Origin of the sequence: Acidisphaera sp. S103, from assembly GCF_009765975.1 — a bacterium.
Lineage (GTDB): Bacteria > Pseudomonadota > Alphaproteobacteria > Acetobacterales > Acetobacteraceae > Rhodopila.
On record NZ_LMUJ01000072.1, the window covers coordinates 148,473 to 166,991 of the forward strand.

Below are 18,519 nucleotides of genomic sequence, written 5' to 3' on the forward strand. Positions count from 1 at the left end.
GAGGAAAGCGGGTTGAACGTTCGGCGGGCCTTCCCGCAGTTCCTGGGCGGCAACATCGGCAACTTCTGCAAACGCGTGTTCTACGGCTACTTCCTGCGTGGCTTTTCGATCGCGTCGTTGCAGTTGCTGGCGGGTCTGTTCTTTTTGCTGTTTGGCGTGGCGTTTGGCTTGCACGGCTGGGCGGTCAGCATGGCGACCGGGCAGCCCGCCACCACCGGAACCGTCATGTTGGCTGCGCTGCCGGTCATCTTGGGCGTGCAGCTACTGTTGTCCTTCCTGGCATTCGACATCGGGGCAACGCCGCGACAGGCCGTCGCGCCGCTGTTGCGGCCAAGGCGAACGACGCCTGATCCAGTGACCTGGGTGCGATCCGAAGTGCGTTGTGGAGAAGTCCAATGATAGGCCGCCAAGGTACGTCCGCAAAAATCTCCCCCTTTCTCACCCCGGTCGTTGAATCTCGATCGCACCCACGAATCCCTGCCTGGAGAATGCCTGCCGTGATGTCCGCGATCGCCCACATCTTCACCCGCCGCCGGGAACTGAAGCAGAGGTTCGACGTCGCCCGCCAAATGACCGAGATCGAGGAAACGTGCATCCCGTCCTATCTGCATCCCAACCTCGCGGCGGCGGCGGTCGCATGGGCGCGGTTGTTTGCGGCGGCGCGCTTGCACCGCAGGTTCGCGCCCGCTGGTCCGGTGCTGGATTTCGGGGCGGCATCCGGAGAATTGGCGTATATCCTTCCGCCAGGTACCGCGTATGACTTCGTCGAGATGGACGAGGGGATGGCACGGTCGCTAACCGAGTACAACCCGAACGCGGGTCGCCATTCGCTCGAGGAATTGAAGCCCGGCCATTACGCCGCAGTCTTCGCGCTGGACTCGTTAGAGCACAATGACGATGTTGATTCGATCGTCGACCAAATCTGCCCCGCGCTCGGTTCGAAGGGCGTGTTGATCCTGTCCGGGCCAACCGAGAACGCGTTGTATCGGCTGGGCAGGCGCATTGCCGGTTTCAGCGGCGCCTACCACAAGACCACGATCTACGACATAGAGCGGAAGATCGCCCAGCGGCTTCGATTGGTCAGCCGGCGGACACTACCCGTCGGCATTCCTCTGTTCTCGGTTTCCTGCTGGTGCCTGAAGTAGGGCCATCAGAGTGAATTCCACTCTCCTTGCCCTGGTGGTCGTATTCCTTTCGGCCGGTCAGTTCCTGTTCAAACGGGCCGGACTTTCGATCCGAGGACTGTCGCTCGCGGACGGAGGCTGGACGCTTGCAACCCTTCCAAGCTTCTATTTGGCACTCGCGCTGTATGGCATTGCCACGGTTATTTGGATCTACGTGTTGTCCCGCGTGCCGCTGATCGAGGCTTACCCCTGGATTGCCGGGGCAACCGCGGCAGTACCATTGATTGGTTGGTGGTCCTATGGGGAACAGACAACCCCGTCATTCTGGGTCGGTATGGCGATGATTATAGCCGGGCTGCTGCTGACACAACTCGGTACTACACGCCTATAGCAGTCACGGCGCCGATCGGGTCCCGACCCGCCCGGCGTGTCGGGCGCGGCGGCAGATGCGGAGCCTAACGGTCATGGCGCGCCCTCGCAGTGCGTAACGGCATACAGCGCGGCGAACCCTGACCGAACCGCCAGCCGGAACCGATCGGCTGGCAAATCGGGCACCGCGTCCGCCGCAAGCAGCAAAACGTAGTCGAACCCACAGACGTTGGCGAAGGCCGCCGTCGCCCGGTCCGGCAGGCTGCCCACGCGTTCGGCGAGGCCGTGATACGACGCCCGCGTCTCCATCGGCTGCTGCGAGGGCTCGTCGAACTCGAACGGCCAGAACGCCCGGTGCTCAATCAGTACCAGCGCACCGAGATGCTCATCCGTCCGCACGCCATTGGACAGCAGCCGCCAGCGCGGATTCGCCGCCCAGTACGCTGGGGCCTCCTGAAGTCCCGCCTCGGCGACGTAGACCGCCTGCCCCGGCCGCACTGGTGCCAGCACCGCCCGTAGATCGGCCAGGTCGGCACGGTGAGCGGCCCAGGCGGTGGTCAGCAGCGTCATCCGTACGGCGAACAACAGCAGCAGCGCACCGGTCACGCACCGCCGGAACCCGACTGGCCAGGCCGCCGGAACGAACCCAGCGAACAGCATGAAGCCCAGCATGATGGCGAACCGGGTATCGAGCCGATACGTCCCTTTCCAGCCATACGGCATCGCTATGAACGCCGTCAGAAGCAGCGCGATGGCGCAACCGGCCGGACCGGGCACCCTGCCCCGCCGCGCCAGCACGCACAGGATCGGTAGCCCGATCGCGAGCCCGGCCGCGACGGCGTCCAGAGGCCCGTTATAGTTGGCGAACGTCGTCACCAGTTGGAGCAACTTCTGGCCAATCGGCAGGAACGCCGCATCGCCGCCCAAATGCCGCAGGTCCGAAATCGCATAAAGCCCGGCCGGTGCGGCAAAGACGAGCAGCACGACCAACCCGCGCATCACCAATGCCCGAAACAAGGCGGCGTGGCGGACCCGGTAAAGCTGGAACAATTCGGCGCCGCCAATCAACAGGCCGAAGAATACCAGCCCCATCAGATGGCAGACAAACAGGACCGGCGCGCCGGCGACCGCCAGCGTGATCGCCATCCGTGGCCGAACCTCGCGCCAGCGCAGCCACCCAGCCGCCAGCATCAGCGCCAATCCCAGCGCGATCGCGAAATTCAGAAAACCATAGAGCAGGCAACTGTTATAGGCGACCAACCCGGCACCCAGCGACCACCAGCGGCCTCCCAACGCGGTGTTGTAGGCGACCGCACCCAGCACCGGCAGCAGCACCGCAACAGCGATCAGCAATCGGCCGACCACATGCACCGGCAGAACATGCACCAACGGCGGCGCGATCAGGTCGAGCGCCAAATTCGGAATGATCGACCAATGCGGCGCATAAAACCGGGAGAGAACGGTATCCCCCGGCAGAGATGCCAGCACGAACGCGCGCGCCAGATGATTGGGGTAATCCAGCAGCGGCGGTACATCGACGACCAACAGGGGCGCCAGCAACACGATGCACATACCGGCCAGAGCCGCCCACCACACCCTGACGCCGGACCGCCCGGGTACTGGTTGTGCCAAAACGGCACGGAAACACGTCATTCAATAGCCCGATGCTTGCCCATGTCGGCCCGCCCCATATCGGCATTCGGCGGAAACCGATACGGCGGACTGCGTCTGACCGACATGGCGTGTTATCCTGCCGGCCTCACCGCCCTTGGGGATTATCCGCCTTGCCTCTCCAACGACCCCGTCCAGCCCTGACCCGCCGGCATCTCGCCGCCGGTGTCCTCCTCGCCATGCCCGCCATTATTGCACGTCCGGCGCGGGCCGCCCGCGAGGTTACCATCATCGGCGCCGGCGGCTGGTTCCAGACGGCGTTCGATACCACCGTCCTCGGGCCATTTCGAAAAGCGCATCCGGACATCGCCGTTTTCTTCTACCCCCTCGGCAACGCCTTCCAGGTGTTGGGACTGCTCCGAGGACAACGCGCGGCGCCCTCCAGCGACATCGCCCTGGTGGAAACCGGAGTCGCCGCCCGCGCCACCACCGAGGGCCTGTTCTCCCCCCTCGACGCCGCCACCATGCCGGTGATCAAGGACCTGATCTCACAAGCGATCATGCCGGGGATCGCCGGTCCGGCCCTGATGCTCGACAGCCTCGCCCTGGGGTACAATCCCGCTCGGGTCAAACGGGCGCCACAGACATGGCGCAACCTGTGGGACCCGTCCTATGGACCGCGGATCGCCCTCCAGACGCCGCCCAATCCCGTGGCGCTGGCGTTGACGGCCGTGGCCGGTGGGCTGTTTGGCGGCGGCACCGCGGCACAATCGCTGGACTCCGGGCTGACCGCATTGGCCCAGTTGACGCCGCGCGTCGTGCTGTGGGATCCCGTACCGGACGTCTACAGCGCCATCGCAGCCGGCGATGCCGACATCGGACCGGGATGGAACGCACGGGCGCAAAACCAGGCGGCGCTGACGCCGGGGCGCTTCGGGGCTGCCGTCCCCGGCGACGGCAGCCCGATCGTCGCCACGACCATCAATCTGGTGAAGGGCGCCCCGCAACAAGCCGCCGCACGCACCTTGATCGCCTGGCTGCTTGGTCCCGAGGCCCAGAAACTGTTGACCGAAGCGCTGTATTTCGCCCCGGTGAATACGAAGGCGGACATCTCCGGCGCATCCCTGGCCCGCGCCGGTGCCGCGCCGGAGATGGTGGCCCACCGTAAGGAGATGGATTGGGCGACGGTTGACGCCATTCGGGGCCAAATCGCCGCCGCGTGGCGCAAACGCAACCTCGGCAATCCCTGACAGGAGCGGCACGCATGACGCTTCCGGCCGAGTTCTCCTTGATCGCCCGCCACTTCCGCCCGCTGGCCGGGCCGGGTGCGCTGGACCTGCGCGACGACGCCGCCCTGCTGACGCCGCCGCCGGGCCGGCAACTGGTGCTGACCGCCGACGCTATGGTCGCCGGCGTGCATTTCCTGCCCGATGACCCGCCGGACCTGGTCGGCCGCAAGCTGTTGCGCGTCAACCTGTCCGACCTCGCCGCCAAGGGCGCGGTGCCGCTGAGCTACCTGATGACTGTGTCCGCGCCCAAGGACACGCCGGACGCATGGTTTGCAGCCTTCGCCGCCGGCCTCGCCCTGGATCAGACGACCTACGGCGTTACCTTGCTGGGCGGCGACACGACCTCGACCCCCGGACCAATCTCGCTGTCGCTGACGATCATCGGCCACGTCGCTCCCGGCACCGCGATCCATCGCTTCGGCGCGCGGGCTGGGGACGAGATCTGGGTCACCGGCACGATCGGCGACGGCGCGCTGGGCCTGGCCGTGGCGCAAAATCGCCTGAGCGATCCCACCGGATTCCTGCTGGACCGCTACCGCCTGCCGCAACCTCGTGTCGGTCTGGAACTGGCCGGCATCGCCTCCGCCGGCATGGATGTCTCGGACGGGCTGGTGCAGGACCTAGGCCATATCTGCACGGCCAGCGAACTGGCAGCGGAAATCCAAGTCGGTTACATCCCTTTTTCCGATGCCGCGCGCACGGCCGGCCCTGATTGGCTCACAACCTGCCTGACCGGCGGTGACGATTACGAACTGCTGCTCGCCGTCCCCCCCGACCGTTCCGACGCCCTCCAACACGCCGCGAACCGTTCCGGAATCGCCGTCACCCGGATCGGATATTTGCAAGACGGACCACCAGCAGTCATGGTGCGCCAAGCCAGCGGAGAACCCCTTACTCTGACAAAAGGGGGCTGGAGCCATTTTTAGCTGAGAACAGGCGTCCAAGAGCATGAACAAGAATGTCTGGTTGTTGTTCGCCTGTCAGGCGCTGATGAACGCTGTGATGTCCGGCCAGACCATCATGGCGTCCATGGTCGGCTACCAACTGTCCGGCAGCGCCCTCAACACCCTGCCGATGGCGATCCAGATGGTCGCGGTGATGTGCGCCTCGGTGCTCGCCAGCTACGCCTTCAACCGGCTTGGCCGGCGCGGCGGATTCTGGCTGGGCTGCGCGATCATGATGACGGGAAGCCTCACCTTCGCCCTGGGCATCTACACCAGCAACTTCGTCGTCTACTGCCTGGGCGCCATCCCCGCCGGCCTGGGTTTCGGCATCTCCCAGCACCTGCGCTTCGCCGGCGCCGAGGTTGCCGACCAGCACGCCAAGGCCCGAGCGATCTCCCTGGTGCTGGCCGGTGGTGTGATCGCCGCCATCGTCGGGCCGGAGATGGTCAAGCGCACCCACGCCCTGATCCCCGACCACGCCTTCCTGGCGACCTACCTGTATCTGCCACTGCTGCCCATCATCACCGCCGTCTTGCTAAGCTTCGTCCAGGTCCCGCCCGCACAGAAGAAAACCAGCCTGCCCATCCCGTTCCGGGTCATCTTCGCCCGCCCGAACTTCATCACCGCCGTGGTCAGCTCCCTGGTCGGCTACGGCAGCATGAACCTGGTCATGGCCTCGACCCCGCTGCAAATCATGCTGTGCGGCTTCGGAGTCGGCGACAGCGCCGACGTGATACGTGCCCACTCGATCGCGATGTTCCTGCCGGGCTTCTTCACCGGCCGGCTGATCCAGCGCTTCGGCGTCCACCGCATCATCATGATCGGCGGCCTGCTCACCCTGGGCTGCGTCGCGGTAAACACCTACGAGCTACCTCTCGTCGCCACCTTTATGGTCGCCCTGGCGCTGCTGGGCGTCGGCTGGAACTTCATGTTCGTCGGCGGAACGACATTGCTGACCACATCCCATTCGGCCGAGGAACGCGTGCGCGTCCAGACCACCCACGACTTCATCGTGTTTGGCAGCGTGGCGATCACCGCGCTGTCCTCCGGCGCCATCCAGGCAACCCTGGGATGGGAGGCCCTGAACCTGACGGTCGTCCCGCCCGTAATCATCGCATTCCTGGTCGTCGGCTGGCACTGGATCGCCAGGTCGCGGGCGGCGGTCGCGGCGGAATGACCCGTTCGATCCGTGCTTGTCCGGGTAAAACGCAAGACAACCGGATGTTGGGGGAGACAACAAGAAAGGGTTAGAAAATGCAGCCCTTCCGGTTCGGCATAAACATCCGGAACGCAAAATCGCGGGCCGAATGGCAGGAAACGGCACGCAAGATCGAGGATCTCGGCTACAGCACGCTTACCTTGCCCGATCATCTCACCGAACTGATCGCGCCGATGCCGGCGTTGGTGAGCGCGGCGGAGGCGACGACAGCGCTTCGGGTCGGCACCAATGTGCTGAACAACGACCTTCGCCATCCTGTACTGGTCGCGCGTGAAGCCGCGGCGGTCGACCTGCTCACGGACGGACGGCTTCAACTCGGCCTGGGCGCCGGCAGTATCCAGGCGGAATATGAACAAGCCGGATTGAGCTTCGATCGCGGGCGCACCAGGGTTGAACGGCTGGCCGAGGCGGTCACCATCATCAAGGGCCTGCTCAAAGGCGAGGAAGTCACCTTCGCGGGACAGCACTATCGTATAGCCGGCCACACGATTGGTGTTCTTCCGATTCAGCGGCCGCATCCCCCTATCCTGATCGGTGGCAACGGCCCCAGTCTCCTCGCCCTTGCCGCTCGGGAAGCCGATATCGTCGGTCTCTCGGGGCTGACGTTTCAAAAGGGCGGTGCGGTGCGGCCGGATCTGTCCGGATGGAAGGTATCAAGCATCGATGAGCGGATGCGGCTTGTGCGCGAGGCCGCGGGCGATGAGCGGTACGCCCGGCTGGAGATCAATGCACTGGTGCAGCGCGTCATCGTGACGGATGACCGCCGTGGTGCGGCTGAGGAATTGTCAGGCCGTTTCCCCCAACTGACGCCTGACGAAATTCTGCGAAGCCCCTACGTGCTCATCGGATCGGTAGACCAGATGGTCGAAGATATCCAGGCGCACCGGAAGCGCTGGGGCATCTCGTACTATGTCGTCCATGAACCTTACCTGGACGATTTCGCCCCGGTCGTTGCCCGCCTTGCCGGCAGGTAGACGTAAGGGGCAGAGAGTCGAGATCCGATGATTTCCGGGATGCCAATCGGAATAGTCCGATCTATGCGGCTATTGAGTCATAGACCGCGGTTTCGAACCCTTCGAACGCTTGCACCGCCTTCTGGTCGAAGAACGGCAGCACCTGGGTTGCATAAACCCCGGCGACCTGCTTTTTCGGATCGATCCAGAAATAGGAATTCGCCAGCCCCGCCCAGGCCAAGCTACCCGCCGAACGCCCGGTCGCCAGCGGCTTCGGATTGATCAGGAAGCTGAGCCCCCACTTCATGCCGGCGAGGAAATCGACGTCATTGGTAAACGGCGGCGCGGCCGTCTTCATCGGATTGCACACCAGGTCGCCCATGGCATTCCTGCTCATCTCGGCCACCGTTTCCGGCCGCAGCACCTGGACCCCGTTCAGTGTGCCGCCATGCATGATCATACGAGCAAACGTCAGGTAGTCGCCGACCGTCGCGTAGAGCCCGCCGCCGCCCATGTGGAATTCCGGATCCTGCGGGATCTCGATGTCGGTCGAGACCAAGCCGTCTTGCGTGCGGGTGTGGATCCGGGCCAACCGTTGGCGTTGTGCCGCACCGATCTTGAAGCCGGTGTCGGTCATCCCGAGCGGATCGAAAATCGAATGCTGCATGTAGCGCGCGAGGGTTTGGCCGGAGACGGCCTCGACCGCTTTGCCGACCCAGTCGATGGCGATGCCGTATTCCCACTTCTCGCCCGGATCGGATGCCAGCGGCAACAGCAGAGCGGCGTTCTTGCAAGAGATGACACCGGGCGTCCCGGTTGCCTCGATATAGCGGGCGATATCCGCGTTCCACATATCGTAGGCATGGCCGGAGGTGTGGGTCAGCAGATGGCGCAAGGTGATGGCACGCTTAGACGCTCGCAGGCGCGGCGTGCCGTCCGAACCAAAGCCTTCGAGCACCTGTACCTGGCCCAGTGCCGGCAGGACCGCGGCGATGTCGCTGTCGAGGGAGAGTTGGTGACGCTCCACCAGTTGCATGGCACAGGCGGCGGTGACGGCCTTGGTCATGGACGCGATCCAGACCACGGTGTCGGTCGTCATGGGTGCGCCGGTCGCGAGGTCGCGTATGCCGAAAGCGCCCTGGAACATGACGCCGTCTTTCGTCGCCGCTGCCGCGGCCACGCCGGGGACATCACCCGACGCAGCGACCCGGCGAAGCAGGGCCGCGATGCTGTTGGTGTCGACCATGGTTTCCTCCCGCTGTTGGTTGGGTGGCCGGCGTCGCCGTCCGTACGTTCCGATTCGGGGTGCTGCCGGCGTCATCGGTCCGGTGTTCGACAGGATAGCCGGTCTCCATGCGAGCCGCCAATGGTGACGGTGGTTGTCATCCGGGGGGAGGACGTGGTTTTCGCTTTATGACTTTCGGTCGCGCGCCATACCGGCGTTGCTGCGGTAGGAGACGATGCCGTTGCCAGATCGTGCGCGCGGAGTCGCCCGCGCCCCTTGCATTGCCGTCCCTTCCGTTCGAATTCTGTGCTGCTTTCACAGGAGGATGGGAACCATGCCGACCTATGTCATGCTCGCCAACTGGACTGACCAGGGCCTCAAATCGATCGCCGACGGCCCCAAGCGCGTGGATGCCGCGAAAAAGTCGCTGGAGGATATGGGCGGTCATTTCCGCTCCCTGTACATGACGATGGGGCAATACGACCTGGTCGGCATTTATGAGGCTCCGGACGATGCGGTGGCTGCGCGCTACATCTTGTTGCTGTGCCAGCTTGGGAATGTGCGCACCACGTCAATGAAGGCGTTCCCGGAAGAGGCCTATCGCCAGATCATCAATTCCATCCGTTAGAGCGTTACCTGTTGTCCCGATCGTTCAGATACTGAACGCGTGGAACGACACGCGCTGGCGATACCCGACAGTGATCACACCGCGCGAGCGCGCTTCCATCCGTGGCTTTATTTATGGGCGGAAAAGCCGCGGGCACCGATCTGCCTTGGCATGATTGGAGGCCCGCGCATGGCGTCCGCGCTCCCGGTATGCGAGTCTTCCGCCCAACCCCAACGGAGGAATCCCCCATGCGTATCGTCGCCCTGGAAGAACACTTCACTGTCCCACGCATCGTCACCGGCATCTCGCGAGATGCGGTCGCGCGCCGCGGCTTTCCCACCGACCCCAACTTCCGCTGGGCACAAACCATCAAGCGTGACGAATTGTCCGACCTCGGGGCCGCGCGGATCGCGGACATGGATGCCAATGGGGTGACCTTACAGGTGCTGTCGGTCGCCGGGCCGGGGGCCGATCTGGTGCCGGGGCCGGACGGTATCGCCTTGGCCCGCGCTTATAACGATGCGCTGGCCGAGGCTTGCGGCCGTCATCCCACCCGCTATCGCGGCTTCGCGCATCTGCCGATGCTGGCGCCGGAGGCGGCGGCAGACGAACTGGACCGCGCGGTCAAGGACCTTGGCTTCCATGGCGTGCTGGTGAACGGAGCGACAGACGGCCGCTTCCTCGACGACCCACGGTTCGAGCCGATCCTGGCTCGGGCGGCAGCGCTGGATGTGCCGATATATCTGCACCCCGGGATTCCGACGGCGGACGTGCGGGCGGCCTACTTCGACGGGTTGCCGGGAAATTTCAGCTTTACGTTGACGCTGTCAGCCTGGGGCTGGCACGCCGATACCGCGATCCACACGCTGCGGCTGGCGCTCAGCGGCACGCTGGACCGGCATCCAGGGTTGAAGATCATCATCGGGCACATGGGCGAGGCGCTGCCGTTCATGCTGGACCGTATCGATGAGACGACGGCGCTGCAGGCGAAAACGTTGCTGCGGCGTTCGGTGCGGCAGACGCTGGTGGATCAGGTGTGGATCACCACCAGCGGGTTCTTCACCATGGTGCCGTTTGTCGCGGCGCTGATGACGTTTGGGGTGGACCGGATCATGTTCTCGGTCGATTACCCGTTCGCGTCCAACGCACGCGCTCGGGCGTTCCTGGATTCGTTGCCGGTGTCGCCGGCGGATCGGGCGAAGATCGCGCATGGGAATGCGGATGCGCTGCTGAGGTTGCCGGGGGGTTGATTGGCGTTTGAGAGAGGCGTGGATGGCAGGCCTGCGCCTGCCATGACGGCGGGTCGCTTATTCAATCCTGCTCGTAGCCGTAGACCTCGGGCAGGATGAAGATGGCGGCCAGCAGGCCGATCAGCGGGAAGATGGCGACGAACAGCGTGGCGTTGGCCTGACCGATGGCGCCGAACAGCGCGGGGAACAGGAAGATCGACAGGAACGACGGCAGCTTGACGAACATGTAAGCGAAGCCGCTGGCGGTGCCTCGGTATTCCGGCTTGGCGACCATGGTGGGGATCGTCATGCAGTTCGACGCGTCCCAGTAATGGCCCCACAGCATCGCCGCGGCGGCGAACGGCAGGATTGCGGTGGTGTGGCTGTACAGCGCCCAGGCGGCGACCAGCAGTGACACCAGCACGATGCCGAAGCCGGCGATGCCGATGCCTCGGTGGCCGATCTTCGGGGTAATGATCGGCCCTACCCAGCCGGCGATGGCGGCGATGATGTAGAGCAGCATGGTGACGAGGTTGGTGCCCAGGATGGACGACACGCCGACCATCACGAACAGCACCGGCAGGTAGAAGGCGAAGGTGGAGAACTCGGTGGCCTGGGCGAAGCAGGCGATCCACCCGTACAGCGTGGCGCGCCAGCGGATCGGGTCCTTGCGGATGCTGGACAGGAACGCCGTCGCGTGCGGATGCGGGACGGTGATGTCCTGGTCGGGCAGCATGTCCAGGTTGTCGTTGAACATCTGCTTCGAGACGTGCTTGGCCTCCTTGAACCGGCCGCGGCGGACCAGCCAGACGGCCGTCTCGGGCAGGTCGTGTCGCATCCACAGGATGACGGCGGCGGGGATGGCGCCCATCGCCAGCGTCACCCGCCAGACCAGGTCGTGCGGCAGGTTGATGACGATGAACACGGCGATGACGGCCAGGGTCATGACCTCACCGATGGCGAACATGAACTGCCAGCGGTTGCCCATGACCTCGCGTTCGCCCTTGGGCATGGACTCCATGATGTAGGTGTAGCCGTTGGAGATGTCGCTCCCGAGCGGAATGCCGAGGATGAGGCGGATGACGACGAGCCAGCCGATGGAGGGGACGAAGGCCTGGGCCAGGGCGAAGATGATGAACATGATCATGGTGGACAGGAACATTACGCGGCGGCCGATCTTGTCGGACAGCCAGCCGCCCACCAGCGCGCCGATCAACGCGCCTCCCTGGGTGCCGGCGGCGGCCAGGCCCAGCAGGAAGGGGTCGGGGTGGTACAGGTCGCGGATGAAGATCAGCACGAAGGCGATCGAGTAGAGGTCCCAGGCCTCCACCAGGATCGACGACATCATCAGCCAGCCGACGCGGTTGCCCTGCGGATTATATTTGGTGACCAGGTGCCGGACGGCGCTGTCCATGGCGGTCTGCTGCGATGCGGTTACCGACACCTGCGTTTCTCCCTTTGTCGCGGCCCGTCCGGCGAGATGTAAGCACGTCAGTAGGACGAATGCCTTGCCATTCGTCAACGACCCGGCTGGTTCACCCGTGAATACGCCGCAGCAGGCCCACCAGTTGCTCGACCTCCTGCGGGGTGAAGCGGGCTTTCAGCCATGTTTCGTGTTCGGCGACGGCGGCCAGGGCCTGGGTCAGCGCCGTCGTCCCGGACAGCGTCAGGTGCAGCGTCTGGCGGCGGCGGTCGGCGGTGGACGATCCGCGCTGCAGGTAGCCGCGTCGCGCCAGGCTGTTGATGATCGCCATCATGGTCGCTTTGTCGATCTGCAGGCGCTGGGCGATGTCGACCTGGGCGATCCCCGGGTTGTCGTGGATCAGCCACAGGACGGAGGTCTGCTTCTGCGTCAGGCCGATGGTGCCGAAGGTCCCGTTGAAATGGCGGTAGACCGCGCCGTGCGCCAGCCGGATGTGGAAACCCAGGTTGTCGTCCAGGGCGGACGGCAGGTCAGACATCGGCTGCGGCCTGTGCCTTGATCAGCCGGTCGATCACCAGCCGGGCTCGCGTGCCGCCGCTGTCGATGTTGTAGCTGCGCAGGTGCAGATCGGGGTTGCGCTCGATCGAGGCCTGCTGGGCTTCGAGGATCGCGGTGTCCTCGCGGAACACGCCGCCCTGCTGTGTCTTGAACCGAGCGGTGAAGCCGGCGTCGTTGATGTCGAAGTTGCGCGCCATGCCCCAGAAGTAATGGCTGGTGGTGGGGCTTTCCGGGGTCAGGGCGTCGATGACGAAGCCGCGGACGCCCTGGTCGTGGTGCTCGACCGTGGCGCCGGCGCCGGCCGGGGCGACTCCGACATCGATGATCACCGAGGAGGGCGGGATGAACTGGCAGATCTGCCAGCGGTCCACCGGTCCGGGCTGTCTTAAGGCGTTGCGCCAGAACGGGGGGGCGTCGATGTTCGGCATCCAGCGGGTGACGAATACCTGGTCGCCGGCGGAGGTGGTTTCCATCGGTGTTTCCATCAGCTCCGGCTGGCCGATGGACCCGGCGTGGACGTGGGTTTCGTGCGTCAGGTCCATCAGGTTGTCGATACCGAGGCGATAGTCGCAGGCAATTCGATAGTAGCCGCCGTCGAAGGTCCAGGCGGGATCGGAACAGGGCCAGAAATCGGGGATCAGTGCGGGGTCGGCTTTTTGCGCGTCGCCGATCCAGATCCAGGCGAAGCGGTGGCGCTCGACCACCGGATAGGTTTGGACGCAGGCGGTGCGGGCGATAGGGTCTCGCTTCAGCGGCATCTCGATGCCCTGGCCTTGGCTGTCGAGCAGCAGGCCGTGGTAGCGGCAGCGGATGTTGTCGCCTTCCTTGATGCCCATCGACAGCGGCAGCATGCGGTGCGGGCAGGCGTCGCGCATGGCGACGATGGAGCGGTCGAAGCGGCGGTAGAGCATGACGGGCTGGCCGCAGATGGTACGGGCCAGGGGGTCGCGGTCGATCTCGAAGTCCCAGCCGGCGACGTACCAGTGGTTGGTGGGCCAGTTTTGGGTCACCTGTGCCTCCCTTGGTGGTCTTGGACAGATTGTATGTAACACATACTAATTGGCGACGGCGATGCTGTTGGTGGCAAAGCGGGCTGTGTGGCGGGCGTGTACCTGCGAAGACGCCAGGTGATTGTGCTGGTGGGTACATCTCACAACCCCTGAGCGGGGGCGTACCCTTGGCACAAAACCTTGGCGTCTTGGCGGCTTGGCGCTTTCACCTGAGCTGCCCACGAATGACGCGGCGGCGGGGCGGTCTCCATCGGCGCGGTCGCCACCAAATGGAACGCTCGGTTCCGTTGGCCGCTTGCTCGTTACGCCACGGGTACGGTAATTCCAACTGATGGCGGACTTTGGCGCAACCAGTTCTGAACCCGAGGCGGCCTGGCGGGCCGTCCTGGCGCGCGACCCGTTCGACGTGGCAGCGTTGCACGGGCTGGCGCGCGTGCTGCGGCGGCGCAAGCGAACAGCGCAGGCGATTGCCGTGCTGTCGGCCGCGGCGGCGGAAAGCGATGATCCCGCGATCCTGGCCGATCTGGGTGAGGCCCTGGCCGCCGTCGGGCTGGGTCAGGAGGCGGAACCGTATTTCCGGCGGGTGCTGGAAGCAGAGCCGGGGAATTTCGCGGCACTGTTCGGCCTGGGACGCCGGCTGCTGACTCAGGGCCAGTCGGCGGTGGCGCTGGACCTGCTGCGGCGTGCCCTGGCCGTCGCGCCCGACGGTGCCGACACGACCGCAACCCTGACCAGCGCCCTGATCGCGCAGGGCAATGCGGCCTATGCCAGCGGCGACATGGCGCAGGCGGAACAACTCTACCGGGAAGCCATCGACTTTGGCCTCGATCTTGTGGCGGCTTACAGCAACCTGGGCAACGCGTTGACCGCGCAGCTTCGGGTGCCGGAGGCGCTGGACGCCTACCACGCCGCGCTGGCCATCGATCCCAAGGCTGACAATGCCGGGTTCGCCTACAGCCTATGCCTGCTGCTGGCGGGAGACGAGGCGGAAGGAAGGCGTCGATTCGAGCATCGCCGCATGGTGGAGCCGCTGCGGCGGGACCACGAACGCCGGCCGGATCTGCCGCAATGGCGGCCGGGCGTGGATTTGGCGGGACGGCGTGTGCTGTTGACCGCCGAACAGGGCAGCGGCGATCTGATCCAATATGCTCGTTTTGCGCCTGTCCTGGCCCGCGTCGCCGCCGCCGTGGTGCTGGAAATGCCTTGGCCGCTGGGCGGGCTGTTCCGCGACATGCCGGGGATCGAGCGGGTGATCGGTCTGGACGATTCCGATCATGGCTGCGACATCGCCTGTCCGCTGCTGAGCTTGCCTCTGCTGTTGGGTTCGGATGCGGGGGTGTCACCACCCTATGTCTCACCGCCGATGGATCGATCGGCGCGCTGGCAGGCGTGGCTCGACCGGTCGCCGCCGGGACGCCGCATCGGTCTGGTGTGCCACGGCGATCAGCGGCATCCGCGCGACCGGGATCGCTCGATCGCGCTGGCGGCCTTCGCGCCACTTCTGACCCTGCCGGACATCGCATTCGTCCTGGTGCAGACCGAGATCCAAAGCGCCGATCGCTCGGTGTTCGAGGCCGCGGATAATCTGCGCTGCCCGGCGGCCGCACTGACCGATTACGCGGATACCGCGGCGTTGCTGTCTGGGTTGGATCTGCTGATCTCGGTCGATACATCGGTGGCGCATCTGGCAGGTGCGATGGGGCTGCCGGTGTGGACATTGCTGCCGTACTTTCCAGATCATCGTTGGGGGTTGGGGTCCGAAGGCAGCGCCTGGTATCCATCGATGCGGTTGTTTCGTCAGGAACGCGCTGGAGCGTGGGAGCCTGTGGTCGAGCGGGTTCGGGGGACATTGGGGATTGGGTGACTTTTCGGCCGTCGTGGCGCCACTCCTGGCGAAGAAGCGTTGGACGAATCACGGAGAGCACGAAATTTGCGAAGAAAACATGGGCGGGCTTGGCATGTTCTTGATTATTATGCCGCATCGGATTGTCGCGTATCAGAAGACCCCATCCGGCACTGGCCCAGCTCTTCGGGTGGTCTGTGAAGCTCTCCGGGGCCGCTGACCGCCGTTTGCGTTTGCTGAGCCAGCCGCGGCGGCAAAAAGCAATCAGGACAACGGCGATCTGGATACCAGCCAGGCGCCGAACGAATTTGACAGTGAAATCCTGCCCATCCCATAGTCGGTTCGGGAGAATGCCATGACCGCTGGCGCGATCGACTGCGACATCCATCCGGGCGTGCCTGACATCAAGGCACTGCTGCCGTACATGAACGAATTCTGGCAGGAATCCTTTGTCGCCCGCGGGATCGACGGGTTCGACATGATGTCCTACCCGCTGAACGCGCCGATTACCTGCCGGCCCGACTGGCGGGTGAAAGGCCAGCGGCCGGGCGCCAGCCTGGATGCGATGCGCAGCCAGGCGCTGGATGCGTTCGGCATCGGCACCGCCATCTGCAACCCGTTGACCGGCGGCCAGATCGCGGTCAGCGAGAGTATGGGGGCGGCCATTTGTTCGGCCGTCAATGACTGGATCAGGGAGCACTGGCTGGACAAGGAGCCTCGGCTGCGCGCGTCCATCGTCGTGCCCGCGCAGGCGCCGCTGCTGGCGGCCGAGGAAATCGATCGTTGCGCCAGCGATCGTCGTTTCGTTCAGGTCCTGATGCCTGTCGCCTGCGAAATGATGCTGGGGCGTTCGTATTACTGGCCGATCTGGGAAGCCGCCGCTCGACATGGGCTGCCGGTCGGCATCCATGCTGGCAGTATGCAGCGTTACGCACCCACCTCAACCGGCTGGCCGACGCATCATTTGCACGATTACGTCGCGCATTCGCAGACGTTCGAGGACCAGTTGCTCAGCCTGATGTCCAATGGGGTGTTCAACAAGTTTCCGGACCTTCGGTTTGTATTGCTGGAATCGGGCGTGACCTGGCTGCCGGGGTTCATCTGGCGTGCGGTGAAGACGTGGCGCGGGGTGCGGGCGGAGGTGCCGTGGATGAAACAATCCCCCGCCGATGTGATCCGCGAGAACATCCGGCTGACGATCCAGCCGTTCGATGCGCCTGATCGGGACGCGGTGGAACGCATCGTCGAGCAGATCGATGCCGACCATATGCTGTTGTTCGCGTCCGACTACCCGCACTGGCAGTTCGAGGGCGATGCAGTCGTGCCGCCCGGGCTGTCGGCCGACCTGCAGCAGAAGATGCGGGTGGATAACCCGTTGGCCACTTATTCCCGCCTGAAGGAGATCGTGCAGTGAACGCACCCGTCGACATGCTGGCCCGTTCAACCGATAGCCGGTTGGGCATCATCGATTGCGACGTCCATCCCTATCCGAAAGCCGGGGCGCTGAACGCCTATCTGTCGGAGCGGTGGCGGAACCATCTCGCGACTTATGGAAAGTTCAACTGCGGACCTTATGCGGATCGCGGGACGTATCCTCGGTTTTCGCCCAACACCTGCCGGCGGGATGCCTGGCCGCCCGGTGGCGGGATGCCTGGGTCAGATGTTGGTTTCATTCGTGACCAGTTGCTCGATCCGTATAACATTGCGTACGGCGTGCTGGAACCGCTGCTGGGCGGCAATGCGTCGCGCAACCTTGATGAGGCCGCCGCGCTGTGCGGGGCGATGAATGACTGGCAAGCGCATGAGTTTGTCGATGAGGAGCCTCGGCTGCGGGCGTCGATCCTGATCCCGTCGGAGGATGCCGATGCGTCGATCAAGGAGATCGAGAAGCGCGCCGGCGACTGGCGGTTCGCGCAGATCCAGTTGGGATCGAAGACGTCGGAGCCGTTGGGGCGGCGGCGGTACTGGCCGATCTTCGCGGCAGCGGAGGCCAATGGGCTGTCGATCGGGTTGCATGTCGGGGGCACCCAGAACAGTGCGCCGTCGGCCGGCGGCTGGCCTCAGTTCTATTTGGAGGATCACCATGTGCTGGTGCACTCCATGCAGAACCAGGCGGCGAGCCTGATCCTGGAGGGCGTGTTCGATGCATTTCCAAAACTGAAGGTGGTGCTGATTGAGGGCGGGTTCGCCTGGGCGCCTCAATTGGGATGGCGGCTGGATGCGCACTGGCTGAAAATGCGGGATGAGGCGCCGCTGAAGCGGAAGCCGTCGGAGTATATGAGGTCGAACCTGTGGTTCGCGACGCAGCCGGTGGAGGAGCCGGAACATCCGGATGATCTGCGGCAGGTGTTCGAGTGGATTGGGTGGGATCGAATGGTTTACTCCAGCGATTATCCGCATTGGGATTTCGACGATCCGAACCTGGCGTTCCGGTTCCAGATGTCGGAGACCGAGAAGAAGATGCTGTTCCGGGATAATGCGCTGGATGTGTATACGTTCCGGTAGAAGGTGGGCTGGATGAAGATCGACTGGGACGCGATTCCGACCGCGGGGGGCATGCGCGCCGGATCGGCTCGTAAGGGCGTTTGTGGTGATAAGATGTCGGCTGTTCTGGTGACGACATCACCCGACGCCGTGTTCGACCGGAAGACGCATTGGCACGATAACGAACAGATGCTTATCATGATCGCCGGCAGCGTCACCCTGCTAGTGGACGACAAGGAATTCGAGGCGAAACCGGGGGATCTGGTGTTCTTCCCGCCAGGGTCGCGTCACGCCGCTGTCGGGGTCGGGCAAGAGGGCGCCGTGTATTACGAGTTGTTTGCGCCGGGGCGCCCCGATCAACTGCCGGGGTGGGTGGGAAAGTCGATCCTGCGCTTCGACTGATGCGGGTTCGCGTGGTTCTGTAGTCGTAATATTCGAAATCGATATTGAGCCGATGCTTGGGATTGACGATCACGCCGTCCGTGTCACCCACGAGCGGACAAAGGCGTGGATGGCCGGGACACGCATAGCGCGCGCCCACGGCTGTCTGGCACGATTTTTGAGTCCTGAACGCACTATTTCGCTGTACAAGCCGCACGGTATTGATTCTACTCAGCTTCCGACGTTTGGC

At 64.5% G+C, this 18,519-nt stretch carries 17 protein-coding genes and 1 pseudogene; 13 read left to right on the forward strand and 5 right to left on the reverse strand.

Features of this window, described 5'->3' with window-relative positions:
- From GSQ89_RS25850 to GSQ89_RS25860, 3 genes and pseudogenes are all read left to right on the forward strand, one after another.
- A pseudogene (locus tag GSQ89_RS25850) lies at positions 1 to 399 on the forward strand (hypothetical protein); the annotation flags it as partial.
- A gap of 101 nt (positions 400 to 500) precedes the next feature.
- Positions 501 to 1,145, forward strand: coding sequence for a bifunctional 2-polyprenyl-6-hydroxyphenol methylase/3-demethylubiquinol 3-O-methyltransferase UbiG (locus GSQ89_RS25855; RefSeq protein WP_158930671.1), 645 nt, complete (start codon positions 501 to 503; stop codon positions 1,143 to 1,145).
- A 10-nt stretch (positions 1,146 to 1,155) separates the two neighbouring features.
- Complete coding sequence (locus tag GSQ89_RS25860; RefSeq protein WP_158930673.1) at positions 1,156 to 1,515, forward strand: hypothetical protein; 360 nt, start codon at positions 1,156 to 1,158, stop codon at positions 1,513 to 1,515.
- Positions 1,516 to 1,586: 71 nt separating this feature from the next.
- On the opposite strand, the gene GSQ89_RS25865 is transcribed toward GSQ89_RS25860, so the two are convergent.
- Positions 1,587 to 3,056, reverse strand: a complete 1,470-nt coding sequence (locus GSQ89_RS25865; RefSeq protein WP_158930675.1) for a hypothetical protein — start codon at positions 3,054 to 3,056, stop codon at positions 1,587 to 1,589.
- 221 nt (positions 3,057 to 3,277) lie between these two features.
- On the opposite strand from GSQ89_RS25865, the gene GSQ89_RS25870 reads away from it, so the two are divergent.
- The 4 genes from GSQ89_RS25870 (at position 3,278) to GSQ89_RS25885 (ending at position 7,530) form a co-directional block, all read left to right on the forward strand.
- Positions 3,278 to 4,354: an extracellular solute-binding protein gene (locus tag GSQ89_RS25870; RefSeq protein WP_158930677.1), complete on the forward strand. Its 1,077-nt coding sequence runs from the start codon at positions 3,278 to 3,280 to the stop codon at positions 4,352 to 4,354.
- Between the two features lie 14 nt (positions 4,355 to 4,368).
- Positions 4,369 to 5,319, forward strand: coding sequence for a thiamine-phosphate kinase (gene thiL / locus GSQ89_RS25875; RefSeq protein ID WP_158930679.1), 951 nt, complete (start codon positions 4,369 to 4,371; stop codon positions 5,317 to 5,319).
- A gap of 22 nt (positions 5,320 to 5,341) precedes the next feature.
- Entirely contained in the window at positions 5,342 to 6,514 is a 1,173-nt protein-coding gene (locus tag GSQ89_RS25880; RefSeq protein WP_158930681.1) for an MFS transporter, read from the forward strand.
- A gap of 77 nt (positions 6,515 to 6,591) precedes the next feature.
- The gene (locus tag GSQ89_RS25885; protein WP_158930683.1) at positions 6,592 to 7,530 is read left to right on the forward strand and encodes an LLM class F420-dependent oxidoreductase; all 939 of its coding nucleotides are present in this window, start codon (positions 6,592 to 6,594) and stop codon (positions 7,528 to 7,530) included.
- A 61-nt stretch (positions 7,531 to 7,591) separates the two neighbouring features.
- Here GSQ89_RS25885 and GSQ89_RS25890 read toward each other — a convergent pair whose 3' ends face one another.
- Positions 7,592 to 8,755 (reverse strand): serine hydrolase, encoded by a 1,164-nt coding sequence (locus GSQ89_RS25890; protein WP_158930685.1) that lies wholly within the window; start codon positions 8,753 to 8,755, stop codon positions 7,592 to 7,594.
- 313 nt (positions 8,756 to 9,068) lie between these two features.
- Between GSQ89_RS25890 and GSQ89_RS25895 the strand changes: the two genes are divergently transcribed.
- Complete coding sequence (locus GSQ89_RS25895; protein ID WP_158930687.1) at positions 9,069 to 9,362, forward strand: GYD domain-containing protein; 294 nt, start codon at positions 9,069 to 9,071, stop codon at positions 9,360 to 9,362.
- Between the two features lie 227 nt (positions 9,363 to 9,589).
- Positions 9,590 to 10,591: an amidohydrolase family protein gene (locus GSQ89_RS25900; RefSeq protein ID WP_158930689.1), complete on the forward strand. Its 1,002-nt coding sequence runs from the start codon at positions 9,590 to 9,592 to the stop codon at positions 10,589 to 10,591.
- Between the two features lie 61 nt (positions 10,592 to 10,652).
- Here the strand turns inward: GSQ89_RS25900 and GSQ89_RS25905 are convergent, their stop codons facing one another.
- From GSQ89_RS25905 to GSQ89_RS25915, 3 genes are all read right to left on the reverse strand, one after another.
- Positions 10,653 to 12,014, reverse strand: a complete 1,362-nt coding sequence (locus tag GSQ89_RS25905; RefSeq protein WP_216856396.1) for an MFS transporter — start codon at positions 12,012 to 12,014, stop codon at positions 10,653 to 10,655.
- Positions 12,015 to 12,105: 91 nt separating this feature from the next.
- Complete coding sequence (locus tag GSQ89_RS25910; protein WP_158930691.1) at positions 12,106 to 12,531, reverse strand: MarR family winged helix-turn-helix transcriptional regulator; 426 nt, start codon at positions 12,529 to 12,531, stop codon at positions 12,106 to 12,108.
- Positions 12,524 to 13,561: an aromatic ring-hydroxylating dioxygenase subunit alpha gene (locus GSQ89_RS25915; RefSeq protein WP_158930693.1), complete on the reverse strand. Its 1,038-nt coding sequence runs from the start codon at positions 13,559 to 13,561 to the stop codon at positions 12,524 to 12,526. The genes GSQ89_RS25910 and GSQ89_RS25915 overlap by 8 nt, the downstream gene beginning before the upstream one ends.
- 331 nt (positions 13,562 to 13,892) lie before the next feature.
- On the opposite strand from GSQ89_RS25915, the gene GSQ89_RS25920 reads away from it, so the two are divergent.
- The 4 genes from GSQ89_RS25920 (at position 13,893) to GSQ89_RS25935 (ending at position 18,290) form a co-directional block, all read left to right on the forward strand.
- Positions 13,893 to 15,425 (forward strand): tetratricopeptide repeat protein, encoded by a 1,533-nt coding sequence (locus GSQ89_RS25920; RefSeq protein ID WP_158930695.1) that lies wholly within the window; start codon positions 13,893 to 13,895, stop codon positions 15,423 to 15,425.
- A 334-nt stretch (positions 15,426 to 15,759) separates the two neighbouring features.
- Positions 15,760 to 16,818: an amidohydrolase family protein gene (locus GSQ89_RS25925; protein WP_158930697.1), complete on the forward strand. Its 1,059-nt coding sequence runs from the start codon at positions 15,760 to 15,762 to the stop codon at positions 16,816 to 16,818.
- The gene (locus tag GSQ89_RS25930) at positions 16,815 to 17,909 is read left to right on the forward strand and encodes an amidohydrolase family protein (protein WP_174254928.1); all 1,095 of its coding nucleotides are present in this window, start codon (positions 16,815 to 16,817) and stop codon (positions 17,907 to 17,909) included. The genes GSQ89_RS25925 and GSQ89_RS25930 overlap by 4 nt, the downstream gene beginning before the upstream one ends.
- 12 nt (positions 17,910 to 17,921) lie before the next feature.
- A complete protein-coding gene (locus tag GSQ89_RS25935; protein ID WP_158930699.1) occupies positions 17,922 to 18,290 on the forward strand; it encodes a cupin domain-containing protein in 369 nt (122 codons plus the stop codon).
- The last annotated feature ends 229 nt before the right edge of the window (positions 18,291 to 18,519 follow it).